Source organism: Pseudomonas reidholzensis, from assembly GCF_900536025.1.
In the GTDB taxonomy this organism is placed as follows: domain Bacteria; phylum Pseudomonadota; class Gammaproteobacteria; order Pseudomonadales; family Pseudomonadaceae; genus Aquipseudomonas; species Aquipseudomonas reidholzensis.
This window is the reverse complement of sequence record NZ_UNOZ01000029.1, coordinates 66575-92535: the sequence shown is the minus strand read 5'-3', so window position 1 is coordinate 92535 and position 25961 is coordinate 66575. Positions and strand designations below refer to the sequence as shown.

The following is a 25961-nucleotide window of genomic DNA, read 5'->3' as shown; positions in this document are numbered from 1 at the left end:
TGGGGGTCTCCCGATTATCTTTATTATGGCGAGATCGACCGTCCGGGCGGGTGCACGGGGCCCGGCGGTCTTTTCTTGTGTGTTGGCGGGCCTCTGTGGCCCTCCCTAATGGCTCCTGCCAGGGTGTATCTGTACAACCGCGCGGATGACCGTGGCTGAGCGGGCGGGCCCGCTCGCGCCAGGGTCAGCGGTGCGCAACGCCCGGCAGTACGCAGAGCATCTCGAACAACAGGTTGGCCCCCAGCAACGAGGTGTTGCCGGTGGTGTCGTACGGCGGCGACACCTCGACCAGGTCGCAGCCGATCAGGTCAAGGCCTTGGCAGCCGCGGATGATCTCGATCGCCTGGATGGTGGTCAAGCCGCCGATTTCCGGGGTGCCGGTGCCCGGCGCCCAGGCCGGGTCGATGCCGTCGATGTCGAACGACAGGTACACCGGGCCACCGCCGACCTTCTCGCGCACTTCGGCCATCAGCGGCGCCAGCGACTTGTGCCAGCACTCTTCGGCCTGCACCACACGGAAGCCCTGGTTACGGCTCCAGTTGAAGTCTTCGGCGGTGTAGCCTTGTGCCCGCAGGCCGATCTGCACCACGCGATCACAGTCCAGCAGGCCTTCTTCGACGGCGCGGCGGAAGGTGGTGCCATGGGCGATCTTCTCGCCGAACATGTGGTCGTTGACGTCGGCGTGGGCATCGATATGCACCAGGCCGATCTTGCCGTGCTTCTTGTGCAGGGCCCGCAGAATCGGCAGGGTGATGGTGTGGTCACCGCCCAGCGTCAGCGGCACGACATTATGCTCGACAATGGTGTCGTAGGCTTCTTCGATGATGCGCACGGCATCGAGCAGGTTGAAGGTGTTGATCGCCACGTCGCCGATGTCGGCGATCGACAGCGAGTCGAACGGTGCGGCGCCGGTGGCCATGTTGTAGGGGCGGATCATGACCGATTCAGCGCGGATCTGCCGCGGGCCGAAGCGCGTCCCTGAGCGCAGCGAGGTGCCGATGTCCAGTGGCACGCCGACGAACGCGGCGTCCAGGCCCTCAGGCGATTGCAGGTGGGGCAGGCGAAGCATGGTGGCGATGCCGCCGAAACGCGGCATTTCGTTGCCGCCCAGTGGTTGGTGGAGAATCTTGTCCACGGTGGGCCTCATCAGTCGGTCGATTGTTTTGTTTGTTCGAACCTGTGCCACGCACGCCTTGCAGGACTGGAGTGCCGGCGGGCAGGGACATTTCGGCCAGTCTGCGCAAGGTAGTGCCTGGAAAGAATCGCTACCGGCAAATACTTACTTCAGGATTTTCTGAACTAATTGCCTCGCTCGGGTTAGACTTTGCCCATTGCCCACCTAGCGGACCCGTTGTGCCATGGCCTCTTCACTGCCCGACCTGAAACTGCTGCGCATCTTTGTCAGCGTGGCGCGCCATCAGGGCTTCGCCAACGCCCAGCGCGATCTGAACCTGTCGACGTCGGCCATCAGCACTTACATGAGCCAGCTGGAAAGCGCGCTGGGCATCGTCCTCTGCCACCGCGGGCGCGGCGGCTTCAGCCTGACCAGCAAGGGCGAGCTGTTCCACCAGGAGACCTTGCGCCTGCTGGCGGAAATGGACGGCTTCGAGCAGTACGCCGCCGCGCTCAAGGGCGAACTGCGCGGCACCCTCAACCTGGGCGTGATCGACTCCACGGTCGGTGATCGGGCGCTGCCGCTGGCCGAGGCGATCGGTGCCTACAGCCAGGAGCATCCGGCGGTGCACCTGCACCTGTCGGTGTCCAGCCCCTACGAGCTGCAGCTGGGGGTGCAGGACAATCGCCTGGACCTGGCCATCGGCGCGTTCTCGTCGCGCATGAGCGGCCTGGTCTACCAGCCGCTGTACCGCGAACAGCACTGGCTGTACTGCAGCAGCCGGCATCCGTTGTTCAGCGAGCGACGCATCCCTGAGCCGGTGGTCACCCAGCAGCGCATGGTCGGGCGCGGTTACTGGAGCCAGGCCGAGCTGGCTCGGCACGGCTTCAAGCACAGCGCGGCGACGGTCGAAAGCATGGAGGCGCAGTTGATCCTGATTCTCTCCGGCGCCTACATCGGTTACTTGCCCGAGCACTACGCCAAGGCCTGGGTCGACAAAGGCGACCTGCGGGTGCTTTCACCGGCCACGTTCGGCTATCAGGCGCCATTCTCATTGATCATCCGCCGGGGTCGCAGCCGCGAACCGTTGATCCAGACCTTCCGTGACCTGCTTAAAAGCCAGCTCAACGTCGGCTGACACACATGCCGTTGAGCGCATTCTGTCAGGACGGGTAAATTTCCTACAAAACTTGACCGCTGATCGGCGGGCACTCTGCTAAACATCTACTTGCTGTGATGGAATTTCCCGTCAATCCAAGCAGGGACTGCCCCGATGCGCATGAATTTGCCCGTCACCGAGCACGAAAGAACGTTCTCCAGCGATCAGCGGCTGATCTCCACCACCGACCTCAACAGCCGCATCACCTATTGCAATGATGCGTTCGTGGCGATCAGCGGCTTTACCTACGACGAACTGGTCGGGCAGACGCACAACCTGGTGCGCCACCCCGACATGCCGCCGTCGGTATTCGGGCACATGTGGGACACCATCAAGCAGGGCAAGCCGTGGATGGGGGTGGTCAAGAATCGCTCCAAGAACGGTGACTACTATTGGGTCAGCGCCTATGTCACGGCGGTGTATGAAAACGGCCGGATCAGCGGCTACGAGTCGGTGCGCTCGGTGCCCAGCCGCGAGCAGATCCGCCGCGCCGAGGCGCTGTATGCGCGCCTGCGCGGTGGGCGCTCGGCGGTGTCCTGGGCGGCGCGCGCCACCCATGTGCTTGGCCACGGCTGGCCGCTGATCGGCGCGGGCCTGGTGTCGGCTGCCGGCTACCTGTGGCTGCCGCCGTATGCCGCGCTGGGGGTGCTGATGGCCAGCTTGCTGGGCGCCTGGTACTTGGTCGAAAATCGGCACAGCCGGGCGATCCAGCGCACCCTCGACGAACACCCCAAGGCCTTCACCAGCCCGCTGGTGGCGCTGACCTACAGCGACAACCCTGGCCTGCGCGGGCAGCTCGACCTGGCCATCATCAGTGAGGAGGCGCGCTTGCAGACCGCGCTGACACGGCTGGTGGACGCCGGAGTCGGGGTCAAGTCGCGGGCGGCGCAGTCGGCGGAACTGTCCGACGCCCAGGCACTGATGCTCGACCGCCAGCGCAGCGAGACCGATCAGTCGGCCACGGCCATTGCGCAGATGGCGGCGACCATCCAGCAAGTCACCCACAACGTGCAGAGCACCGCGCATGCCGCCAGCGACGCCGACCAGCTCGCCCAGCAGGGCACCTCGCTGGCCCAGCAAAGCCTGCAGGCCATGGGCAGCATGAGTGAAGCGGTCAATGACATCGGCCAGGCGGTGCATGCCCTGGCCGAGCAGACCCAGTCGATCGGCAGCGTGGTCGATGTGATCACCTCGATCGCCGAGCAGACCAACCTGCTCGCGCTCAACGCCGCGATCGAGGCGGCGCGCGCTGGCGAGCAGGGCCGTGGGTTTGCCGTTGTGGCCGATGAAGTGCGTTCACTGGCGCAGCGCACACGGGCCTCCACCGACGAGATCCACCACATCATCGCCACCCTGCGCGCCGGCGCCGAGCGCGCGGTGTCCACCGCCAACCGCGGCGAGCAGATCTCGCGTGACAGCGTGCACAGTGTCGAGGCGGTGCGCGAAGCGCTGTCGGGGATTGCCCAGGCGGTCAGCCGGATCACCGGCATGAGCCAGCAGATGGCGACCGCCTCTGAACAGCAGAGCCATGTCGCCGAAGACATCAACCAGCAGATCACCCGTATTGCCCACCTCTGCGACCAGAGCGCGGGGCAGGCCAAGCAGGGCGCCGAGATCAGCCAGGACCTCGAGCGCATGGCCGAGTACCTGCACAGCCTTGCCGAGCGTTTCAACCGTTAGCGCGTAATCGTCTCTCCCACAGGGAAGTGGGCTTTTTCTCGGGTGGCTATGGCACACTTGCCGCAGCCAGGAGAACCCGATGTCCAGACCCCGCTGCGAACGCTGCACGCGTGCGCAAGAGCATTGCCTTTGCCCGCTGATCCCCCGCCTAGAAAGCCGTACCCGTGTGCTGTTGCTGCAGCACCCGAGTGAGACTGCGCATGCCTTGAACACCGCCCGCTTGGCCGCACTCGGCCTGGTCAACGGTGAGTTGCGTGTGGGCGAGGTGTTTGCCGACCTCGAGCAATGGCTGGCGACCCCGGGCTATCGGCCGGTGCTGCTGTTTCCCGGCGATGAGGCGCAGGCGCTGACGGCCTATGGCGAAACCGACGCGCGACCGCTGTTGCTGGTGGTACCCGATGGGACCTGGCGCAAGGCGCGCAAGCTGCTGTACCTGAACCCTCTGCTGGCAGCCTTGCCGCGGGTCACGCTGGGGCAGGTGACCGCCTCACGTTACCGGCTGCGCAAGGCGCCCGAGCCGGGTGCGCTGTCGACCATAGAGGCGGTGGTGCAGAGCTTGAATGCGCTGGAGGCACCGGTGTGCTTCGATGCCTTGTTGCGACCGTTCGAGGCGCTGATCGAAGGGCAGATCAAGGCCATGGGGCGCGAGACCTTCGAACGTAATCATGGCGGACATTGAGGTTTGCTGTGCCGGCCCTTTCGCGGGGCAAGCCCGCTCCCACAGGTTCTCTGCAATGCCCGAATTCTGTGTCCAGCACAAATCCTGTGGGAGCGGCGGTGCGCCGATGCGACTTGCCCCGCGAAAGGGCCGGCACAGACAGCACAAGAGCGTGAGTCTGCTCAGCGCTCGCGCAGGGCCTCGGTGCGTGCCTTGAGCACCGGTTTGAGCAGGTAATCGAGCACGCTCTTCTGCCCGGTAATGATGTCCACCGTCGCCACCATCCCCGGAATGATCAACAACGGCTTGTTGTCCCCACCCAGGTGATTCCTGTCGGTGCGCACCTGGATCAGGTAGAACGCATTGCCCTTGTCATCCGTCACCGTGTCCGCGCCAATCAGCTCCAGCTTGGCCTTGAGCCCGCCATAAATGGTGTAGTCGTAGGCGCTGAACTTGACCATGGCGGTCTGCCCCGGGTGCAGAAATGCCACATCCTGCGGGCGCACCTTGGCCTCGATCAGCAGGTTGTCCTCGATCGGCACGATCTCCACCAGGTCACTGCCCGGCTGCACCACGCCGCCAATGGTGTTGACCTTGAGCAGCTTGACGATGCCGCGCACCGGCGACACCACCGTGGTGCGGTTGACCCGGTCGTCGATGGCGATGCTGGTCGCGGCGATCTTCGACAGCTCGGTGCGCTTGTCGTTGAGCTCCTTGGCCGCCTCGGAACGAAACGCCGCATCCGACTCCTGGATCTTGCTCTTGATTTCCGCCACGGCCGCATCGGCCCGGGGGATCGCCAGGCTGGTGGCGTTGAGTTGGCCGCGCGCTTCGACCGTGCGCTGCTTCAGGCGCAGGATCTCCACCGGCGAGATCGCCCCGGTGCCGACCAGCGGCGTGGACATGTTCAGCTCCTGCTGCAACAAGCCCAGGGCAGAGCGGTACTGCTCGACCTTGGAGCGAAACTCGGCGAGCTCCTGGGTCTTCTGCCGCAGCTGCTCGTTGAGCGTCTGTTTCTCGCTGGCCAGGCGCCGCTGACGGGATTGGTAGAGCGCGGTCTCATCCTCGGCCACTTGCGGCGACTTGGCGCGAATCTCGTCGGACAGCTGGAACGGCCGGCCCTCGGCTTCCGCCGCCAGGCGCTCGACCTGAGCGGTCAAAGCATAGCGATCAGCCTCGCTTTCGCCCTTGTTGGACAAGAACCGCGTGTCGTCCAGGCGTAGCAGGGTCGCGCCCTTGTCGACCATCTGGCCCTCGCGGACGAAAATTTCGGTGACGATGCCGCCCTCGAGGTTCTGCACCACCTGGATCTTGCTCGACGGGATGGCCTTGCCTTCGCCGACGGTGACCTCGTCGAGCACCGCCAGGCTGGCCCAGGCCAGTGCCGCCAGCAGCAGCGCAGCGGCCAGCCACACCGTCAGGCGCGACAGGCGCGGCGACTCCTGCAGCGTGGCGCCGGCCAGCTCGGGCATGTAATCGCGCTCGGCGGTCTTGCCGGCACCCTGGAAATAACTGCGCATGAAAGGCATGGGCCTACTCCTCGAAGGACGTCTACAGGGCCGCGCCGATGCGGCCCTTGCGCAGGGCGTCGATGACCGCATCCTTCGGCCCGTCGGCGACGATCTTGCCGTTGTCCAGCACCAGCAGCCGGTCCACCAGGCTGAGCATCGCGGTGCGGTGGGTGACCAGCAGCACGGTCTTGCCCGGCACCCACTCGAGCAGGCGCTGGCGCAGCTGCTCCTCGCTGCTGTTGTCCATGTGGCTGGTGGGCTCGTCGAGGATCAGGATCGCCGGCTCCAGTAACAGCGCCCGCGCCAGCAGCACCGCCTGGCGCTGGCCGCCGGACAGCAGTTGGCCGCGTTCACCGACCGGCCGGTCGAAGCCTTGCGGGTGTTGCCGGGCCAGTTCGGTGACGCCGGTCAGCTCGGCGACTTCGAGCATGCGCGCATCACTGACATGGCGAGCGCCCAGGGTCAGGTTGTCGCGCAGGCTGCCGGCCAGCAGCGGCAGGTCGTGAGCGACGTAGCCGATCTGGCTGCGCAGGTCGGCGATGTCCAGCTGGCGAAGGTCGAGGTTGTCCAGCAGCACCTGGCCTTCGTCCGGGTTATAGAAGCCCATCAGCAGCCGGCCGAGGGTGCTTTTGCCCGAGCCGCTGCGGCCGACGATACCAATGCGCTCGCCGGGCTGCAGGCTCAGGTTGACGTCGTTGAGGGCGGCGGCGTTCTGCCCGGGGTAGCGGAAGGTCACGTGGCTGACCGCCAGGCCGCCCTTGAGCGTGGTGTGCTCGAGGGCTTGCTGGTCGGGCTGGCGCTCCTGAGGCAGGGCCATCAGCGCGTCGGTGCTGCGCATGGTCAGCTGGGCTTGCTGGTAGCGGGTGATCAGCCCGGCGATCTGCCCCAGAGGCGCCAGCACGCGGCTGCCGAGCATGTAGGTAGCGACCAGGGCGCCGACGCTGAGGTTGCCGGCAATGATGCTGTAGACCCCGGCGACGATGGTTGCCATGCCGCAGAACTGCTGGATGAACAAGGTACCGTTGGTCGCCAGCGAGGACAGGTTGCGCGCGTGCGCATCGAGCCGGGCGATGGCGCCGTTGGTGTGCTCCCAGTGGTATTGGCGTTCGCTTTCGGCGCCGCAGGCCTTGAGCGTTTCCAGCCCGCCGAGGGTCTCGATCAGCAGCGCCTGGCGCACCGCGCCGAGGCTCAGGCTTTTTTCCACGGTGTCGCGCAGGCGGATCTGGATCAGCAGGGCAAAGCCCACCGCGACCGGGAAGGCCACCAGCGGGATCACCACCAGCCAGCCGCCGAGCAGGCCGATCACCACCAGCATCAGCGCCACGAACGGCAGGTCGATGATGCTGGTCAGGGTCACCGCAGTGAGGAATTCGCGCAGCCCCTGGAAGTCATGGATGCTCTGCGCAAAGCCGCCGATGGTGGCCGGACGGGCCTTCATCGACATGCCGGTGATGCGCTCGAACAGGGTCGCGGAAAGAATCAGGTCGGTCTTCTTCCCGGCCTGGTCCAGCAGGTGCGCGCGGACCATGCGCAGCACCAGCTCGAAGGCGGTGCCGATGAACAGCCCGGCGACCAGCACCCAGAGGGTCGACAATGCCTGGTTGGGCACCACTCGGTCGTAGGTCTGCATGACGAACAGCGGCACCATCAAGCCGAGCAGGTTGATCAGCAGGCTGGCCAGCAGGGCATCGCTGTACAGCCAGCGAGAATGGCGCAAGGTGTCGCGGAACCAGGCATCGACCCGAGGCATCAACGGCGTGCGCAGGTTCTCCAGGGTATGCCGCGGGCGGGCAAACAGGGCCTGGCCGGAGTACGCCTGCTCCAGCGCTTCACGCTCGACCCATTGCTCGCCGCCTTCGGCTTCGCACGGCAGGATCAATGCCCGGCCGTCTTCGCCCCAGCGTTGCAGCACGGCGCTGCGGCCGTCGCCGAGCAGCAGCAGGACCGGCAGGTTGAGCGCCGAGATCGCCGCCAGCTCGCGCTTCAGCACCCGCGCCTGCAGGCCGGCACGGGCCGCCGCGCGGGGCAGCAGTTCCGGGCCAAGCCGCTGGGTCGCCAGGGGCAACCCGCTGCACAGGCTGGCGCGGCTGGCAGGGCAGCCATGCAGCTTGCACAGGATCAACAGGCCATCGAGCAACGGATCGTCAACGTCCAGCCGCGGCTGGGCACTTTGCATACTGGTCACGATGGCCTGCTCCTACCGCGGTGGAGAAATCCCGGCTGGGGCCGAACGGCGCTGCGTTCAGCCTCAGCGCATTTCGGGCAACCTGGCTTCGCTGCGTACTTCACTCTTGGCGATGGCTTCTGGCGGCAACGAAATCCGCTGCTTGGCCAACAGCTCGCCCATGGTCGCCAGCACGCGGTACATCGAGTACTCCTCGGTGTAGCGCACTTCGGTGTAGCGACGGTTGGCGTTGTACAGCTCGTTCTCACTGTCGAGCACGTCGAGCAGGGTGCGCTGGCCGAGGCCGAACTGGTCCTGGTAGGCGGCGCGCACGCGCTGGGTGGTTTCGGCGTACTCACGGGCGGTTGGCGTCTGCTTGCGCGCGTTGGTCATGGCGTTCCACGACAGGCTGAGGTTTTCGTTCAGCTCGCGCAGGGCGTTGTTGCGGATGTCCAGCGCCTGGTTGATCTTGTGCGCGTCGGACTGCAGGCGGGCCTTGTCGCTGCCGCCACGGAACAGGTTGTAGTTGAGCTCAACGCCGGCCTGCCAGTCGTTGTTGCTGTGCCCGCGTTCACCGCCCAGGTTGTTGTTGGCGCCGGTGGCCAACACGGCGTCCAGGCGTGGGTAGAACGGCGACTTGGCCACCTCGTACTGCTGCTCGGCGGCATTCACGTCGGCCTGGGCAGAGCGCAGGTAGGGGTTGTTTTCCTGCATGCCGCGGCGGGCATCGTCAATCGTGCCGGGCATTTCTACCTTGATCGTCGAGGGCGTCTCCAGCTCGTCCGGCAGGCGCCCGACCACGCTGTAGAAGTTGGCCTCGGCATCGGCCAGGTCGACTTCGGCGGTGTCCATGTTGTTTTCCGCCAGGGCCCGGCGTGCGCGCGACTGATCGAGGTCGGCGGTGCTGCCGACGCCACGCTCGGTGCGCAGGCCGATCTGGTCGTTGACGCGCAGGTGGGCCTGCAGGTTGTTCTTGGCCAGGGTGACCAGCTCGCGGCGCTTGAGCACTTCGAGGTAGACCTCGATGGTGCGTAGGGCGACGTCCTGGGCGACCGCCTGGGCGTAGTAGGCGCGGGAGTTGGCCACGGCCTCGGTACGGCCGACCTCGTTGGCGGTGTTGAAGCCGTCGAAGATCATCTGCCGCAGGCGCAGCTCCGACTGTGTGTAGTTCATCGTCTCTTTGTTGTGATTGCGCGTGCCGTCGGCATTCAGGCCGCGGGTATTGAGGTTGTCGGAGCGTTGCCGACCATAGCCGGCCACCAGGTCGACAGACGGGTAGTAGCCGCCGCGCGCGAACTTCACGTCTTCATCGGCAGACAACCGACTGTTGCGGTAGGAGCTGATTTCCGGGTGATGGTCCACGGCGTTCTGGACCGCTTCGGTGATCGACATCGCCTGAACGTTGGCGCACGCCATGGCCAACAGGATTGCACTGGTGATGGGGGTAAGAACGCGCATTGGGGTACATCTCCCTGGTCTCAAAATGGGTGCTGCGATCGCCAAAAAAATGACGAAAAATTAGAGTCAAACCGTTTCATGTTTGTAACAACAGAGCTAAGAACATTTAACGCGCGAGCTTAGAAGTTTTTTTCATAACACCTATGCGAAAAAAAACTTATGAGGTCTAAGGAATCCGCGACATTGTTCTACTCACGGGGCCCGCAAACCGAGCTGCAGTCAGCAGATTTGGGCCATCGGCAAAGGTTCCAGAATTTTTGCAGCTAAAGGGGCTGGAAAGGGAGACCAAGGCGGAATTTGGCGACAGAAAATTGTCGCTTAGCAGTGGCCACGTTCCATCATGGCTATCACCTTGGTATCACGCCGGAGCGCTTTTACTCAGGGTCAGCACAGCACGATCCTGCCTCCCGCGTCGCAGTAGACCCCGGCATTTCAGCTGCGAAGTCCGATCGGCATGGGAGGCTTACGCGCATGGCTAAATTTATCGGGGTGGTCAGCAAGGTTGTCGGTCAGGTGTTTGCGGTGGACAACGACGGCAGCCGTCGCCTGCTGGTCGAAGGTGACCGGCTGTTTGCCGGCGAACAGCTGGAGACCGGCAGTGCCGGTGCCGTCGCGGTGCGCTTGAACAATGGCGCCGAGCTGACCCTGGGCCGCGACAGCAGCCTGGAGATGACCTCGGAGCTGTTGGCCAACCGCGCCCCCGCTGTGCACAGCCACGATGCACCGCCAAGCGATGCGCAACTGGCGGATGTCGAGCGCCTGCAGCAGGCCATCGCCGCCGGTGCCGACCCCAGCGAGGAGGGCGAGGCGACGGCGGCCGGGCCGAACGCGGCAGGGTCGCCCGGCGCGTTGGGCGGCGGCCACAGTTTCGTCATGCTCGATGAGGTGGCCGCGCGGGTCGACCCGCAGATCGGCTTCCCGACGGCCGGCTTCAATGGCATCCCGGAGCTGGCCAACCTTTATGTGGGCGACCTGGATATCGATAACAGCAACGACCTGCTGCTACCGCCAGCGCCAACGCCACCAGCCGGCCAGCCGGACAATCCCGTCAGCCTGCGAGGGCTCGATCTCAGCCCTGGCGAGTTGTCGATGGACGAGGCCAACCTGGCCCAGGGATCGAACAGCAATCCGGCGGCCCTCACCCAGCAAGGGTCGTTCACCGTGGTCGCGCCGGATGGCGTGTTCAATCTCAGCGTGGGCGGCATCAACGTGGTCACCGCTGGCGTGGTCACCGGCGTCGGGCAGTCGGTTGTCACGCCACTGGGCAATACCCTGACCATCACCGGCTACAACCCCGCTACCGGCGTAGTGAGTTACAGCTACACCCTCACCGGTGCCGAGCAGCATGCCGCGGGCGAGGGCGCCAATACCCTCGGCGAGCATTTGCCCGTACTGGTCAGCGATGCCGACGGTGACGTGGCCAGCGGCAGCCTGGATGTGATCATCCGCGATGACGTACCCAAGGCGGTGGATGACAGCAACCCGGTCACGGCGACCGAACAGCATGTCGAACTGACCGGCAACGTCCTCAGCAACGACCAGCAGGGCGCTGACCGCGTGACCGGCGGGCCGGTGATCGCCGGTACCTTTGTCGGCACCTACGGCACCCTGGTGCTGGCGGCCAATGGCACTTACACCTACACCCTCAACCCTGCTGACCCGGACTTCACTGGGCTGAAAGGGGGCGGCAATGGCGTCGAAAACTTCACCTACACGATCAGGGACGCCGACGGCGACACCAGCAGCGCGACCCTGACCCTGAACATCAGCAACCTCAACGACCCGGTGACCCTGGGCGGGCTCGAGACCAATGGCGGCGAGCTGACCGTCTACGAAAAAAACCTGAACGATGGCAGCGCACCGAACGCAGGTGCCCTGACCCAGGGCGGCACGTTCAGCGTATCTGCGCCTGATGGCCTGCAAAGCCTGAGTGTCGGCGGGATCAACGTCATCACTGGCGGTGTGGTGACCGGGGTCGGCCAGTCGGTCACCACGCCACTGGGCAATACCCTGACCATCACCGGCTACAACCCCGCCACCGGGGTGGTGAGCTACAGCTACACCTTGGTCGACAATGAAACCCACACCAACGCAGACGGCACCAACAGCCTGCACGAGAGCTTCACGGTCACCGCCCAGGACAGCGACGGCAGCAGCACCTCGGGCAGCCTCGATGTGAACATCGTCGATGATGTGCCCAAGGCCGAGCACGACAGCAACCCGGTCACGGCGACCGAGCAGCATGTCGAACTCACCGGCAACGTCCTCACCAACGACCAGCAGGGCGCCGACCGCGTGACCGGCGGGCCGGTGATCGCCGGCACGTTCGTCGGCACCTACGGCACCTTGGTGCTGGCGGCCAATGGCACTTACACCTACACCCTCAACCCTGCCGACCCGGACTTCACCGGGTTGAAAGGCGGCGGCAACGGTGTTGAACACTTCACCTACACGATCAAGGACGCCGACGGCGACACCAGCAGCGCGACCCTGACCTTGAATATCAGCAACCTCAACGACCCGGTGACCCTGGGCGGGTTGGAGACCAGTGGCGGCGAGCTGACCGTCTACGAGAAAAACCTGATCGATGGCAGCGCGCCCAATGACAACGCCCTGAGCCCAAGCGGTACCTTCACCGTGACCGCCCCGGATGGCCTGCAGACCCTGACCATCGCTGGCATCACCGTGGTCAGTGGCGGCACGCCGCTCGGCTTTCCGCAGTCGGTGACCACGCCGCTGGGCAACACCCTGACCATCACCGGCTACAACCCGAGCACCGGCGTGGTGAGCTACAGCTACACCCTGCTCGACAATGAAACCCACGCCAACGCCGACGGCACCAACACGCTGCAGGAAAGCTTTACCGTCACCGCCCAGGACAGCGATGGCAGCACCGCCACCGGCAGCCTCGACGTGAATATCGTCGACGACATCCCCAAGGCCCATTGCGACTTTGCCAACGTGACCGAGGGTGGCCAGGTCAGCGGCAACCTGCTGGGCAATGACGTGATCGGTGCCGACACCTTGAGCGATGGCAAGTATGTGGTAGGCGTGCGTGCTGGCGACAATACCTCGGCCCCCGCGCTCGGCCAGCTCGGGGTGAAGGTGCAGGGTGCGTACGGTTACATCGTCCTCGACGCCGAGGGCAACGGCGTCTACCACGCCAATGCCAACAGCGTCGCCCCGGCCGGCGCGACCGACACCTTTGTCTACACCATCCGCGATGCGGACGGCGACCAGAGCACCACCACCGTCACCATCCGCGTCAATGACAGCGGGTTGCTGGCCAGTGAAGACCGCGACATCAAGGTCTTTGAAAAGGCCCTGGACCTCAACCAGGATGGCAATGACCTGGCGCCGGGCAGCGTGGTCGGCAGCCAGCCAGGATCGACCGGCGAAACCGCCAGCGGCACGCTGGTCGGCGCGGTGACGGGCGGGGTAGGTGCCTTGACCTACAGCCTGGTGGGCAATGCCGTCGGCCAGTATGGCCAGATCCAGGTGAACGCCGATGGCTCCTACACCTACACCCTGACCTCCGCGCCGAATTCACCGGTGCAGCAGAACGACGGGCCCAACATCACCAGTGAAACCTTTACCTACCTGGCGACCGACTCGCTCGGCAACAGCACCACCAGCACCATCGTCATCAGCATTGTCGACGACGTGCCCAAGGCCCACTGCGATTCCGCGACGGTGCTCGAAGGCTGCCAGGTGATCGGCAACCTGCTGTGGAATGACGTGGTCGGCGCCGATGTCATCAGCGATGGCAAGTACGTGGTCGGCGTGCGTGCCGGCGACGATACCTCGAGCCCCGCGCTGGGCCAGGTGGGCATGGTCGTCGAGGGCAAGTACGGTTACGTGATCCTCGACGCCGAGGGCAACGGCACCTACCAGTCCTACCCCAACAGCGTGACTCCCGCCGGCGCGACCGACATCTTCGTCTACACCATCCGTGATGCGGACGGCGATGAAAGCACCACGACGGTCACCATCCATGTCCAGGACAGCCAGTTGGTAGCGGTCGAGGACCGCGACGTCGAGGTCCATGAAAAGGCCTTGGACCTGACCCAGGACATCAACGACCTGGCGCCCGGAACCGTGGTCGGCAGCCAACCGGGGTCTACCGCTGAAACCGCCTCGGGCACCCTGGTCGGCTCGGTCACGGGTGGCTACGGCGCGCTGACCTACAGCCTGGTGAGCGACCCCGTCGGCCAGTACGGCCAGATCCATGTCAACAGCGATGGCACCTACACCTACACCCTCACCGCTGCGCCCAATTCACCGGCTCACCAGAACGACGGGCCCAACGTCACCAACGAGAGCTTTACCTACCAGGCGACCGACTCGCTCGGCAATACCACCACCAGCACCATCGTCATCAGCATCGTCGATGACGTGCCCAAGGCCCATTGCGATTCAGCGACGGTGCTCGAAGGCTGCCAGGTGATCGGCAACCTGCTGTGGAATGACGTGGTCGGCGCCGATGTCATCAGCGATGGCAAGTACGTGGTTGGCGTGCGCGCCGGCAACGACACCTCGACCCCTGCGCTGGGCCACCTGGGGGTGGTCGTGGAGGGCCAGTTCGGCTACATCACCCTTGATGCCGAGGGCAACGGTGTCTATCAGTCCTACCCCGACAGCGTCACGCCGGCCGGGGCCACCGACACCTTCGTTTACACCATCCGCGATGCGGACGGCGATGAAAGCACCACGACCGTCACCATCCACATCCAGGACAGCCAGATGATCGCGGGCCAGGACCGCGACGTCACCGTCCATGAAAATGCGCTGGACCTGATCAAGGACGGCAACGACCTGGCCCCTGCCACGGTCACCGGTAGCCAGCCGAGCGCGACCGGCGAAACCGCCTCGGGCTCGCTGGTGGGTGCGGCCAGTGGTGGTTATGGCGCACTGTCCTACAGCCTGGTGAGCGATCACGTCGGCCAGTACGGGCAAATCCAGCTCAACAGCGACGGGTCCTACACCTATACCCTCACCTCGGCGCCGAAAACCCCAGGCGGTGCCGACGACGGGGCCAACCAGGTCACCGAGTACTTCACCTACAAGGCCACCGACTCGCTCGGCAACACCGCCACCAGCACCATCGCCATCAACATCGTCGACGATGTGCCGCAGGTGGTCAGCGCCCAGCGTTCGGTCACGCCCGGCCAGGTCGACTCGAACCTCCTGCTGGTCATCGACGTGTCCAGCAGCATGGCCCAGCAGTCGGGCGTGGATGGCCTGAGCCGGTTGGGCTTGGCCAAGGAGGCGATCAGCGCCTTGCTCGACAAGTACGATGACATGGGCGACATCAAGGTGCAGATCGTCACCTTTGGTACAGGCGCCTCGATCCAGTCGGACGTGTGGGTCTCGATCGAGCAGGCCAAGGCGATCGTCGCTGGCCTCACGGTCGGCGGTACCACCCACTACGATGCGGCCGCCGCCAGTGCCGAGAGCGCCTTCCTCAAGGACGGCAAGCTCGCCGGTGCGCAGAACGTCAGCTACTTCTTCTCCGACGGGGCACCCACCAACGGCCATGCGCTGACCCCGGCGCTGGAGACGCAGTGGATAAAATTCCTCACCGACAATGACGTCAAGTCCTACGCGATCGGCATGGGCTCGGGGGTCAACGAAGGCAACCTCAATCCGCTGGCCTACGACGGCGTCAGCGAAACCAACACCCCTTCGGTGGTGGTCACCGACCTCAACCAGCTCGGTGCGGTGCTCAGCGGTACCGTGCAGGGGGCGCCGATCAGCGGCAGCCTGATGGCCGGCGGCGACTTCGGTGCCGATGGCGGCTTCATCAAGGCGCTGGTGGTGGATGGCGTGACCTACACCTTCGACCCCAAAGCGGCGGGCGGGCAGGGCGGCTACAGCGTGGCCGGTGGTGTCGACAACGGCGCCTTCGACACCGCGACTCATACCCTCGGCATCAAGACCAGCCTGGGCGGGCTCTTGCTGGTGGACATGGACAGCGGCGAGTTCACCTACCAGCCGCCTAAAGCCAGCAGCGCTAACGCACTGGAGAACATCGGCTTCACCGTCAGCGACAACGACGGCGATACCCGCAGTGCCAGCCTGTCGATCACACTGCTGGGCAACACCGCGCCGGTCGCGGGGGCCGATCACATCATCACCAACATCACCGGCGCCAGCCTCACTGTGCCGAGCGAGGCCTTGCTGGCCAACGACAGCGATGCCGACCACGACCCGCTCAGCGCCACGCCCACCAGCTTCAATACCCACTTTGCCGACAAGGGCGCGGGCTTCAGTGCCGGCAGTGGCGTGCCGCTGATCACCTTCAACAGCGCGGTCAGCAATACGGCCAACCAGTTCAAGGAGCTCGCCCGCAGCGCCTTTGTCGCCAACACCAGCACCCTGAGCGCGGCCCTCTTGGTCGCGGGTTATCTGGGGCAGATCAGCTCCACCAACGCCAATGACCAGGACGTGATCACCGTCAGCCTGCGCAAGGGCGAAACGCTTACCCTCAATCATGATCGGGCCGAAGGCAACCTGATGATGGAGTGGAAGGATGCCAGCGGCAGCTACCAGGGCATTGCCGACGGCGGCAGCTTCATGGCCAGCCATGACGGCGTGTACAGCATTCACCTGGTCAACACGCCGAATGACGCGGGCAGTGCCAGGGCCGCGGAAAACTACAAGCTGAGCATGGTGATCAACTACGCCAATGCCGAAAACGAGGTCCATCACAGCAGCTACACGCTCAGTGACAGCCATGGCGGCAGCGCCACCGGTGCGGTGGATATCACCTACCACGCAGGCAGCACGCTGGACGGCACGTCTGCCGATGATGTGCTGCTGGCGGGCGCTGGCCACGACACGCTGAATGGCGCCGGCGGCCACGATGTGCTGGTGGGCGGGGCGGGCAACGACAACCTGTATGGCGACGAGGGCGACGACCTGCTGATCGGTGGGCTGGGCACTGACCTGCTCGACGGTGGCAGCGGTATCGACACGGCCAGCTATGCCTCGGCGACGGCTGCGGTAACGGTCGACCTGGGCCAGGCGGGGTGGCAGAACACCGGCGGCGCAGGCCTCGACAAGCTGCTCAGCATCGACAACCTGATCGGTTCGGACTTCAATGACACGCTGACCGGCGATCACGCGGACAACCTGCTCGCCGGTGGGCGTGGCAACGATGTGCTCAACGGCGCTGGCGGCAACGACACCCTGATCGGCGGGTTAGGTGACGATACGCTCACCGGTGGCAGTGGCAACGACGCGTTTGTCTGGCAGAAGGGCGACAGTGGCCATGACACGGTCACCGACTTTACCCCGGGCAGTGATCGCCTCGACCTGTCGCAGTTGCTGCAGGGCGAGAACGCCACGGCGGCGTCGCTGGATGACTACCTGCACTTCAAGGTCACGGCGTCTGGCGGCAATGTAGTGTCGACCATCGAGGTCAGCAGCGTGGCGGGGGCGACGCCGACCCAGACCATCGACCTGGCCGGGGTGGACCTGGCCCAGCATTACGGGGTGACGGCGGGAGCGGGCGGGTTGATTGCCTCGGGGCATGATACGGCGACCATCATCAACGGCATGCTCAATGATCAATCGTTGAAGGTGGATACAGTGTAGGTCGTGCTGGCCCCTTCGCGGGGCAAGCCCGCTCCCACAGGATATCCGCCGACCCAAAGAGCGACGCTATCCTGTGGGAGCGTGCTTGCCCCGCGAAGGGGGCGCCGCCGAGGCCCTGGCTTAACGCCGCTGCAAGGTCTTCTGCTTGAGGATGTACAGGCTCACCAGCACCGCACTGGTGAGCATGAACGCGCGAGCCCAGAACAGCGGCACCAGGTAGCACGACAGGGCTATGCTCGCCCACATCAAACCGATGGCGTAGACCTTGCCCTTGAGCGGTATGCCCTCGCCGCTGAGGTAGTCACGGATCCACGGCCCGAGCCTGGGGTGGTTGACCAGCCAGGCATGAAAGCGTGGCGAGCTGCGGGCGAAGCAGGCCGCCGCCAGCAGCAGGAACGGGGTGGTGGGCAACACCGGCAGGAAGATCCCCAACACCCCGAGCGCGACGCTGAGCCAGCCGACGGCCAGCAGCAGGTAGCGCACGACCGCTGTCAGTGGTGACGCGGTTTGAGCAGGGCCGGCTTCTCGTCGGGTGCGTGCAGCAGCAGGTAGAGGGCGGTCAGCGCTTCAGGAATCTGCACGATCATGTCGTCCTGCAGGTTGGCATCCTTGGCGATGTCCTCGAACTCGGGCTGCTCGTCGAACAGGCCCGAACCGACCATGATCGGCAGGAGCATCTCGCTGACTTCTTCCTCGGCGTTCTCGAACCACGCCTCTTCACGCAGGAACACACCTTCCATGAAGCCGATGCACCAGCCGCGCAGCTCGGAATCGTCCGGCTCTTCGGTCAGGTCCAGCTCGCACGGCAGCTCGAATTCCTCGTCGCTGGCCAGCTGGCGGCTGATGTGCGCCTTGAGGGCGATCAGCGTGGCTTCGATCTCGGTGCGCTGGGCATCGCTGGTGTATTGCGGTTCCTCGGCGAACAGTGCATCGATCCATTCACGGTCAGGGACGACTTCGGAGGTGATCGACAGCGCGGTCAGGTAGCCATGGGCGGCGACGTAATCCAGCGCTTCTTCATGCAGCTCGTCGGCATCGAGGAAGACTTGCAGGCGGGTCAGTTGCTCGGCGAAGGACATTACGGGGCTACCTTGGGGAATAAACGATAGTGAATTCTAGCACCTTGCTACAGAGTAGGGGCAAAGGGAACGTCTGTCACCGAGGCGTCCTTTAGCAGCGGACAGTGGGGTATAATCCGCGATTTTTCAGCCAGGGGAACCCGTTCCGGGGCCTCTGGCAAAAGCTGCTTACGCATTCGTACGTGTGCAGGACGGGTTTATCGTCCAGCCTGTGTCCGGGAATGGTACGGCGATTTCGGAGTTTGCAATGCTCGAACAGGCTCAGCGCGTCCTCAAGGACATCTTCGGCTACGACAGCTTTCGTGGGCGCCAGGCGGCGATCATCGAGTGCGTGGCCAACGGTGGTGACGCACTGGTATTGATGCCCACCGGCGGCGGCAAATCGCTGTGCTTCCAGGTTCCGGGGCTGTTGCGCCCGGGCCTGACGGTGGTGGTCTCGCCGCTGATCGCGTTGATGGACGACCAGGTCGCCACCCTCGACGAGCTGGGCGTGGCCGCCGCGGCGCTGAACTCGACCCTGAGCGCCGAGCAGCAGCGCGAGCTGGCCGGGCGCCTGCGCCGCGGCGAGGTGAAGATGCTCTACCTCGCCCCCGAGCGCCTGGTGCAGCCGCGCATGCTGGAGTTCCTGCAGGGCCTGGATGTGTCGCTGTTCGCCATCGACGAGGCCCACTGCGTGTCGCAATGGGGCCACGACTTCCGTCCGGAATACCTGCAGCTGGGCCAGTTGGCCGAGCTGTTCCCGCATGTGCCGCGCATCGCCCTGACCGCCACCGCCGACATGCGCACCCGCGAAGAGATCGTCCAGCGCCTGCACCTGCAGGGCGCCGAGCGCTTCCTGTCGAGCTTCGACCGGCCGAATATCTTCTACCGCATCGTGCCCAAGGAATCTCCGCGCAAGCAGCTGATGGCGTTTCTCGGCGAGCGCCGTGGCAACGCCGGGATCGTCTACTGCCTGTCGCGCAAGAAAGTCGACGAGACCGCCGCGTTCCTCTGCGAGCAAGGTTTCCCGGCCTTGTCCTACCATGCGGGCCTGCCGGCCGAGACGCGCGCCAGCAACCAGCGCCGCTTCCTCAACGAGGAAGGGCTGATCATGGTCGCCACCATCGCCTTCGGCATGGGCATCGACAAGCCCAACGTGCGCTTCGTCGCCCACCTCGACCTGCCCAAGTCGCTCGAGGCCTACTACCAGGAGACCGGCCGTGCCGGCCGTGACGGCCTGCCCGCCGACGCCTGGATGGCCTACGGCCTGCAGGACATGGTGATGCTCAAGCAGATGCTGCAGAACTCCGAAGGCGACGAGCGCCACAAGCGCGTCGAACAGCACAAGCTCGACGCCATGCTGGCGCTGTGTGAAGAGACCCGTTGCCGCCGCCAGTCGCTGCTGGCCTATTTCGACGAAGTGCTCGAGCAGCCGTGCGGGCACTGCGACAACTGCGTCGACCAGGTACAGACCTGGGATGCCACCGAGCCGGCGCGCCAGGCCCTGTCGGCGGTGTTCCGCACGGGCCAGCGCTACGGCGTCGGCCACCTGGTCGACGTGCTGGTGGGCAAGGACACCGAGAAGGTGCGCAATTTCGGCCACGAGAAGCTGTCGGTGTTCGGCGTCGGCAAGCCGCTCGGCGATAACGAGTGGCGCTCGCTGTTCCGCCAGTTGGTCGCCCGCGGGCTGGTCGATATCGACCTCGAAGGCTACGGCGGCCTGCGCCTGTCCGACAGCTGCCGGCCGCTGCTGCGCGGCGAGGTCAACCTGCAACTGCGCCGCGACCTCAAGCCACAGACCTCGTCGAAGAGCGCTGGCGGCGGCAGTGGCAGCCCGGCCAGCCAACTGGTGCGTGGCGAAGAGCGAGACATGTGGGAGGCCCTGCGCACCCTGCGGCGCAAGCTGGCGGAAGAGCACAGCGTGCCGCCGTACGTCATCTTCCCCGACTCGACCCTGCTCGAGATGCTGCGCAGCCAGCCGAGCAGCCTCAGCGACATGGCCCAGGTCAGCGGCGTCGGTGCGCGCAAGCTGGAGCGCTATGGCCAGGCCTTCCTCGAGGTGCTCAACGGCGGCGAGAGCGCAGAGGCGCCGAAAGTGGTGCTCGATTTGCGCCACGAACTGGTCAGCCTGGCCCGGGCAGGCATGACCCCGGCGCAGATCGCCGGCCAGCTCAATTGCAGTGAGAAAAACGTCTACACCTTGCTGGCCGAGGCCATTGGCCGGCAGGAGCTGAGCCTTGATCAGGCCCTGGACCTGCCAGAAGACCTGATGATGGAAGTGCAGGACGCCTTCCTCGACGGCGAGGGCGAATTGCCGCCGGTGTCGGCGATTGCGCCGCAGTTCGAGCAGCGGGTGCCGGAAGGGGTGCTGTATTGCATCCGTGCGGCACTGGCCGCGGAGTTCGAGCTTTGATCTGACGGGGCTGACCCTTGTCACGGTTTATGACGATTATCGGACATTTCCCTCGCGCCCAGCCTTGCCTGCAAGGCTGGAGCATGGTTAGCTGGCTAATAATTAGTTCTATCCATCGAGTTGTTTATGCCCCTGACCGACAACCAACACCGCTTCGGCATGCAGCTGGCCCAGATGTCCCGTGGCTGGCGTGCCGAGCTGGACCGCCGCCTGGCCGGGCTCAATCTGTCCCAGGCGCGCTGGCTGGTGCTGTTGCACCTGGCCCGTTTCGAGGAGGCGCCGACCCAGCGTGAGCTGGCCCAGAGCGTCGGCGTCGAAGGCCCGACCCTGGCGCGTCTGCTCGACAGCCTGGAAAACCAGGGCCTGGTGCGTCGGCAGGCGGTGATGGAAGACCGCCGCGCGAAGAAAATCCAGCTGTGCCCGCCGGCCAAGCCGCTGATCGACCAGATCGAGACCATTGCCAATCAATTGCGCATCGAGTTGTTCAGCGGGGTTGATGAAGGGGACCTGGAAATCTGCATGCGCGTGCATGCGAAGATCCTCGGTAACCTCGAGAAGTCTTGAGGGCAGCGGCAAGCTGTAAGCTGCAAGCTGCAAGCTAGAGCGGACCTGCGTCGATGACGCGGTCCGCTTTTTTTGCGTGTGTTCGGTGTAGATGCGTTGGGCGTTGGGCGTTGGGGGCTTATCCATTTGATGTGGTGACGCTTATGGCCCCTTCCGCCCTTACGGCGGGTCACTTTTTTTCTTGGAAAAAAGTAACCAAAAACCGCCGGCTCCCACATACGGCCCTCCGCTGCGCTGCGGGTTCCCTCACTCCGGCCTTGCTCCCGCGTGGACCGGGCTGTAGGGGCCTTCCTGGCCCCCAGCCCTTGCCGGCCTTCCTGGCCGTCACCCCGCTCCGCAAGACCTCCGTTCGGCCTCCTGAGGTCGCCAAGTTACGGGCGGCGCCTGGGCTGGCGTTATCTTCGACAGTGGCAATGGTGGTGGATAGCCTGGCCTCTTCGCGGGTAAACCCGCTCCCACAGGGGCCGTGGTGGCCTTACGGTCAGCGGAGATCCTGTGGGAGCGGGCTTGCCCCGCGAAGAGGCCGGGACTGCCAATGCAAATTCTGGCGCTACCGCGCTGTACCGCCCTTATAAACAAGCGAGAGCGAAGCGATTCGCCAGCCGTCGCCCTGGCCCTTGATCTGGCCTTTGATCTGGCTTGTGATCTTGATCTACTGCGACTTCAGGAGGCCGAACGGAGGTCTTGCGGAGCGGGGTGACGGCCAGGAAGGCCGGCAAGGGCTGCGGGCCAGGAAGGCCCGTACAGCCCGGTCCACGCGGGAGCAAGGCCGGAGTGAGGGAACCCGTAGCGCAGCGAAGGGCCGGATGCAGGAGCAAGCGGTTTTTGGTTACTTTTTTCCAAGAAAAAAAGTGACCCGCCGTAAGGGCGGAAGGGGCCAGTGGCCGCACCACACCCACCGGATAAGCTCACCAATCGAACCCCGGCACCCCAGGCAACTATCCCAATAATCCGTGAAGAATCTTGTTCTCGCCGCTCGAAGCTCGAAGCCTGCCGCTCAAAACGTGTGCCCAAGGTTCAGGTACACCGCCTGCTGATCCTCACTGTTGGCCCCGTAACTCAGGTTCAACGGCCCCAGCGGCGTCTCCAGGCCAAGAAACACACTCGCCGCATTGATATAGCCGCTGTCGAACGCGTTGTCGTTGTTCCACGCCCGCCCACGCTCCAGCGACCCGCCGATATACAGCGGGAAATCCAGCGGCAGGTACGCCCGCGGCGTCAGGCGCCGGTAATAGACCATCCGCATCAGGCTGACGTTCTGCCCCGACACCGAGTCCTGGCGAAAGCCCGACAATTGCCGCGCGCCGCCCAGCACGAAGCTCGACGTCACCACCTCGGTCGGGTCCAGCGTGCGCCCATAACGCCCGCCCAGCACCCAGGTGTTCGGCCCGCTGCTGAAGGCCTTGTCGACGTTGAATTCCCACTGCCGGTACTCGGTGTCCGAGTCCAGCGAAGCGTCGTACTTGCGCAAGGTCACGCCGATGTCTTCGCCACTGTGCGGGAAGTACACGTTGTCCAGGGTGTCGAAGGAGTACTTCAGCTCGTAGAACCCTTCGTTGAAACTGACGCTGGGCAGGTCCTGGTCGCCAATCCGCACCTCGGCCTCGCCCCACGCCTTGCCGACGCCCGCGCGCACCTCGCCATAGGTGCCGATCTGCCGCCCGAGGTTGAGCCCCAGGCCATAACGCTCGAGCCGGTATTCGGCGATCGGGTCGTTGTCGAGGGTGGCTTCGATGTTCTGCGAGCCGAGGTCCAGGTAGGGCGCGATGAAGTAGCGCGAGCCGACGTCGAGGGGCTGGTAGAACTCGCTGTAGAGCTCCTGCTGGTCGCCGATCTGGCCGCGTGTCAGCCATTCGGCACCGAGCCGGTTGATGCCGTTGACCCGGTAGCTGGCGCCGAGGTTGAAGGCGCTGTCACCGCGCATGTCGTCCGACAGGTTGAGCCCCAGACGCAGGTAGTCGGTGCCGCCGCTCTTGCCGCGGGCGTTGATCACCAGGGTGTTGTCGTCGCCCTTGTGCACCACGCGGTATTGCACCCCGTCGAAGTAGTCCAGGCCATACAGGGTGCCCATGTCGGTCTGCAGGCGCTCGAGCTCCAGCGGCTCGCCGATCGGTTGGCGGATGTAGTAGCGAATCACGTCATCGCTGACCTTCGAGTCGTTTTCCACCTTGATTGCCGTGATGATCGGCCGACGCTGGCGCGGCGAGCGGGCCACCGCCAGCTCGGCGTCGCCCTCGGCCTGGCGCAGTGCGGCGAGGCGCGCATCAAGGGCGCGGGTGGCGCGGTAGCCGGCTTCGATCATCTCCTCGGTGCGGCCAAAGTCGGTCACGCCAAAGGCGGCCAACGGCGGCTGGATAAGGATGTCTTGCGGGTGCAGGCTGGCCAGTTGCTCTTCGGAGTTGCGCCGGGTCATCAGGGTGATCGACTGGTTGAGCACGTCGACCACCGTCGCCAATTGCGTGCGGTCGCGCAACGGCGTGCCGATATCGACCACGATGGCCAGGTCGACGCCCATCTCGCGGGCGACGTCGAGCGGGATATTGTCGACCATGCCGCCGTCCACCAGCAGGCGCCCGTCCACCTCGACCGGGGCGAACACCGCCGGGATCGACATGCTGGCGCGGATCACCTGGGGCAGGTGGCCGCGGCGGAACACCACTTTCTCGCCACTGGCGATGTCGGTGGCGACGGCGCGGAAGGGGATCGGCAGCTTGTCGAAGTCGCGGGTGTCGGCGGTGTGCGCCAGCTTGCTTTCCAGCAGCAGGGACAGGTTCTGGCCCTGGATCACCCCCAGCGGCAGGCCGAGGCTGCCATCGTCACGAAAGCTCAGCTTCTGTTTGACCAGAAAGTCGCGGTCATCCTGCTTGCGCCGGAACGGCACGTCCTTGCGCGGGGGCGCGTCTGACAGCGCCTGCTGCCAGTCGAGCGTGGTGGCCAGCTTCTCCAGCTCTTCGACGCTGTAGCCCGAGGCATACAGCCCGCCAATCACCGCGCCCATGCTGGTGCCGGCAATCGCATCGATGCGCACGCCCTGCTGCTCCAGCGCCTTGAGCACGCCAATGTGCGCCAGGCCGCGCGCGGCGCCGCCAGACAGCACCAGGCCGACCTTGGGGCGGGCCGTTTCGGCAGCCATCGCGGTGAAGGAAGAGAGCGTCAGCAACAGGCAGAACAGCAGGCGGCGCATCGTCAGTCTCAAAACCAGGAGGAAAGGCCGCTAGTATAAGCGTCCACCCACCTGGAGATACTCGAACATGGCCGATGCCAAAGCACACATCGTCATCACCTATTGCACGCAGTGCCAGTGGCTGCTGCGGGCGGCCTGGCTGGCCCAGGAACTGCTCAGCACCTTTGCCGACGAGCTGGCCCAGGTGGCGCTGGAGCCGGGCACCGGTGGGGTGTTTCGCATCACCTGCGACGGCGTGCAGATCTGGGAGCGCAAGGCCGACGGCGGCTTCCCCGAAGCCAAGGTGCTCAAGCAGCGCGTGCGTGACCAGATCGACCCGCAGCGCGACCTGGGCCACAGCGATCGTTGATCAGGTGCCCTCGGCCAGCGGGCCTTGCTTGGCCGGTTGCTCGGCGGCGAGGCGGCTGGACAGGTCGATGGCGAAGATGATCAGCGCGCCGCCGGCGAGCATGCGCAAAGTCGGTGTTTCAGCGAACACCGCCCAGGCCACGGCGATGCCATAGACCGGCTCCATGCCGAACACCACCGCGGCGGTGCGCGCCTTGATCACCGCCAGCGCGGCGACGAACAGGCTGTGCGCGATGGCGGTGCAGAACACCCCGAGCAGGGCGATCCACAGCCAGTCCATGGCGTGCACCTGGGCCAGGCCGGGCGCGGCGAACGGCAGCAGGCACAGGGCGACCACCAGGTTTTGCCAGAGCGCCGCCTGCGCCGCCGGCAGACGCCCGGAACCCGCGCGGTTGGTCAGTGACAGCAGCGAGAACAGCAGCCCCGAGAGCAGGGCCCAGAGCAGCCCGCTGGTGGCTTCGCTGGCCAGGTCGAACGCGGGCGTGACCAGCATCAGGCCGACGCTCACCAGGATCACCAGCATGGCTTCGTTACGGCGGATGCGCTCGCGGAACAGCACACCTTCGAGGATCACGGTAAACGCCGGGAAGCTGGCGAAGCCCAAGGTGGCGATGGCTACGCCGCCGACTTTTACGGCGATGAAAAAGCTCACCCAGTGCCCGGCCAGCAGCACGCCGCCGAGCAGCAGCCGGCGCAGGTCCTGGCCGTTGAGCCGCTGCCAGGTTTGGCGTGCGAGGCTGGCGAACAGGCCGAGGGCGAGCACCGCGAACGTGGCGCGGCCAAAGACGATGATGCTCGGGCTGGCCGAGGCGGCCAGCTTGCCGAACACGCCGGTCAGGCCAAAGAACAGCGCGCCGATGTGCAGGGCGCCGAGGGCGGTGCGGTGGTTCATGTGAGTCCTTGGGCAGGGGGATTGCCGGGGGCCGCGTTGCGGCCCTTTCGCGACACAAGGCCGCTCCCACACAGCTTTGCACCGCCCTGAGGCCGGCGCGGTCCCTGTGGGAGCGGCCTTGTGTCGCGATCGAAGGCGCAGCCTTCGCCGGAGCACGAT

15 protein-coding genes are annotated in these 25961 nt (G+C 65.3%); 7 read left to right on the top strand and 8 right to left on the bottom strand.

The window, feature by feature from the left end; translation table 11 throughout:
- Nucleotides 1-184: 184 nt before the first annotated feature.
- A complete protein-coding gene (gene speB / locus CCOS865_RS19195) occupies nucleotides 185-1135 on the bottom strand; it encodes an agmatinase (RefSeq protein ID WP_119143721.1) in 951 nt (316 codons plus the stop codon).
- 223 nt (nucleotides 1136-1358) lie between these two features.
- On the opposite strand from speB, the gene CCOS865_RS19190 reads away from it, so the two are divergent.
- The 3 genes from CCOS865_RS19190 (at nucleotide 1359) to CCOS865_RS19180 (ending at nucleotide 4632) form a co-directional block, all read left to right on the top strand.
- Nucleotides 1359-2252 (top strand): LysR family transcriptional regulator, encoded by an 894-nt coding sequence (locus tag CCOS865_RS19190; RefSeq protein ID WP_119143720.1) that lies wholly within the window; start codon nucleotides 1359-1361, stop codon nucleotides 2250-2252.
- 135 nt (nucleotides 2253-2387) lie between these two features.
- The gene (locus tag CCOS865_RS19185) at nucleotides 2388-3953 is read left to right on the top strand and encodes a methyl-accepting chemotaxis protein (protein WP_119143718.1); all 1566 of its coding nucleotides are present in this window, start codon (nucleotides 2388-2390) and stop codon (nucleotides 3951-3953) included.
- A gap of 79 nt (nucleotides 3954-4032) precedes the next feature.
- Nucleotides 4033-4632, top strand: a complete 600-nt coding sequence (locus CCOS865_RS19180; RefSeq protein WP_119143716.1) for a tRNA-uridine aminocarboxypropyltransferase — start codon at nucleotides 4033-4035, stop codon at nucleotides 4630-4632.
- Between the two features lie 161 nt (nucleotides 4633-4793).
- Here the strand turns inward: CCOS865_RS19180 and CCOS865_RS19175 are convergent, their stop codons facing one another.
- The 3 genes from CCOS865_RS19175 to CCOS865_RS19165 form a co-directional block, all read right to left on the bottom strand.
- Complete coding sequence (locus CCOS865_RS19175) at nucleotides 4794-6140, bottom strand: HlyD family type I secretion periplasmic adaptor subunit (protein WP_119143714.1); 1347 nt, start codon at nucleotides 6138-6140, stop codon at nucleotides 4794-4796.
- A gap of 22 nt (nucleotides 6141-6162) precedes the next feature.
- Nucleotides 6163-8298, bottom strand: a complete 2136-nt coding sequence (locus tag CCOS865_RS19170; RefSeq protein ID WP_119143712.1) for a type I secretion system permease/ATPase — start codon at nucleotides 8296-8298, stop codon at nucleotides 6163-6165.
- A 72-nt stretch (nucleotides 8299-8370) separates the two neighbouring features.
- On the bottom strand, nucleotides 8371-9744 hold the full coding sequence (locus CCOS865_RS19165; protein ID WP_119143710.1) for a TolC family outer membrane protein: 1374 nt from the start codon (nucleotides 9742-9744) through the stop codon (nucleotides 8371-8373).
- 471 nt (nucleotides 9745-10215) lie between these two features.
- On the opposite strand from CCOS865_RS19165, the gene CCOS865_RS19160 reads away from it, so the two are divergent.
- On the top strand, nucleotides 10216-17343 hold the full coding sequence (locus CCOS865_RS19160; RefSeq protein ID WP_119143708.1) for a retention module-containing protein: 7128 nt from the start codon (nucleotides 10216-10218) through the stop codon (nucleotides 17341-17343).
- Between the two features lie 120 nt (nucleotides 17344-17463).
- Here CCOS865_RS19160 and CCOS865_RS19155 read toward each other — a convergent pair whose 3' ends face one another.
- The gene (locus CCOS865_RS19155) at nucleotides 17464-17838 is read right to left on the bottom strand and encodes a YbaN family protein (protein ID WP_415842573.1); all 375 of its coding nucleotides are present in this window, start codon (nucleotides 17836-17838) and stop codon (nucleotides 17464-17466) included.
- Nucleotides 17835-18422 carry a UPF0149 family protein gene (locus CCOS865_RS19150; RefSeq protein ID WP_119143704.1) on the bottom strand — a complete coding sequence of 196 codons (588 nt, stop codon included), beginning with the start codon at nucleotides 18420-18422 and terminating at the stop codon, nucleotides 17835-17837. The genes CCOS865_RS19155 and CCOS865_RS19150 overlap by 4 nt, the downstream gene beginning before the upstream one ends.
- Before the next feature lie 247 nt (nucleotides 18423-18669).
- Here CCOS865_RS19150 and recQ point away from each other — a divergent pair, with 247 nt between their 5' ends.
- The gene (gene recQ, locus CCOS865_RS19145; protein WP_119143702.1) at nucleotides 18670-20814 is read left to right on the top strand and encodes a DNA helicase RecQ; all 2145 of its coding nucleotides are present in this window, start codon (nucleotides 18670-18672) and stop codon (nucleotides 20812-20814) included.
- Nucleotides 20815-20940: 126 nt separating this feature from the next.
- A complete protein-coding gene (locus CCOS865_RS19140) occupies nucleotides 20941-21378 on the top strand; it encodes a MarR family transcriptional regulator (RefSeq protein ID WP_119143700.1) in 438 nt (145 codons plus the stop codon).
- A gap of 997 nt (nucleotides 21379-22375) precedes the next feature.
- On the opposite strand, the gene CCOS865_RS19135 is transcribed toward CCOS865_RS19140, so the two are convergent.
- Nucleotides 22376-24562, bottom strand: coding sequence for a patatin-like phospholipase family protein (locus tag CCOS865_RS19135; protein ID WP_119143698.1), 2187 nt, complete (start codon nucleotides 24560-24562; stop codon nucleotides 22376-22378).
- Nucleotides 24563-24629: 67 nt separating this feature from the next.
- On the opposite strand from CCOS865_RS19135, the gene CCOS865_RS19130 reads away from it, so the two are divergent.
- Nucleotides 24630-24911 carry an Rdx family protein gene (locus tag CCOS865_RS19130; RefSeq protein WP_119143696.1) on the top strand — a complete coding sequence of 94 codons (282 nt, stop codon included), beginning with the start codon at nucleotides 24630-24632 and terminating at the stop codon, nucleotides 24909-24911.
- Here the strand turns inward: CCOS865_RS19130 and CCOS865_RS19125 are convergent, their stop codons facing one another.
- A complete protein-coding gene (locus CCOS865_RS19125; protein WP_119143695.1) occupies nucleotides 24912-25802 on the bottom strand; it encodes a DMT family transporter in 891 nt (296 codons plus the stop codon).
- Between the last annotated feature and the right edge of the window lie 159 nt (nucleotides 25803-25961).

What these genes read in the sequence shown, in the direction of transcription:
- CCOS865_RS19190 (WP_119143720.1), top strand. Translation starts at nt 1,359, where the DNA reads ATGGCCTCTTCACTGCCCGACCTGAAACTGCTGCGCATCTTTGTCAGC.
- CCOS865_RS19185 (WP_119143718.1), top strand. Translation starts at nt 2,388, where the DNA reads ATGCGCATGAATTTGCCCGTCACCGAGCACGAAAGAACGTTCTCCAGC.
- CCOS865_RS19180 (WP_119143716.1), top strand. Translation starts at nt 4,033, where the DNA reads ATGTCCAGACCCCGCTGCGAACGCTGCACGCGTGCGCAAGAGCATTGC.
- CCOS865_RS19175 (WP_119143714.1), bottom strand. Translation starts at nt 6,140, where the DNA reads ATGCCTTTCATGCGCAGTTATTTCCAGGGTGCCGGCAAGACCGCCGAG.
- CCOS865_RS19170 (WP_119143712.1), bottom strand. Translation starts at nt 8,298, where the DNA reads ATGCAAAGTGCCCAGCCGCGGCTGGACGTTGACGATCCGTTGCTCGAT.
- CCOS865_RS19165 (WP_119143710.1), bottom strand. Translation starts at nt 9,744, where the DNA reads ATGCGCGTTCTTACCCCCATCACCAGTGCAATCCTGTTGGCCATGGCG.
- CCOS865_RS19160 (WP_119143708.1), top strand. Translation starts at nt 10,216, where the DNA reads ATGGCTAAATTTATCGGGGTGGTCAGCAAGGTTGTCGGTCAGGTGTTT.
- CCOS865_RS19150 (WP_119143704.1), bottom strand. Translation starts at nt 18,422, where the DNA reads ATGTCCTTCGCCGAGCAACTGACCCGCCTGCAAGTCTTCCTCGATGCC.
- recQ (WP_119143702.1), top strand. Translation starts at nt 18,670, where the DNA reads ATGCTCGAACAGGCTCAGCGCGTCCTCAAGGACATCTTCGGCTACGAC.
- CCOS865_RS19140 (WP_119143700.1), top strand. Translation starts at nt 20,941, where the DNA reads ATGCCCCTGACCGACAACCAACACCGCTTCGGCATGCAGCTGGCCCAG.
- CCOS865_RS19135 (WP_119143698.1), bottom strand. Translation starts at nt 24,562, where the DNA reads ATGCGCCGCCTGCTGTTCTGCCTGTTGCTGACGCTCTCTTCCTTCACC.
- CCOS865_RS19130 (WP_119143696.1), top strand. Translation starts at nt 24,630, where the DNA reads ATGGCCGATGCCAAAGCACACATCGTCATCACCTATTGCACGCAGTGC.
- CCOS865_RS19125 (WP_119143695.1), bottom strand. Translation starts at nt 25,802, where the DNA reads ATGAACCACCGCACCGCCCTCGGCGCCCTGCACATCGGCGCGCTGTTC.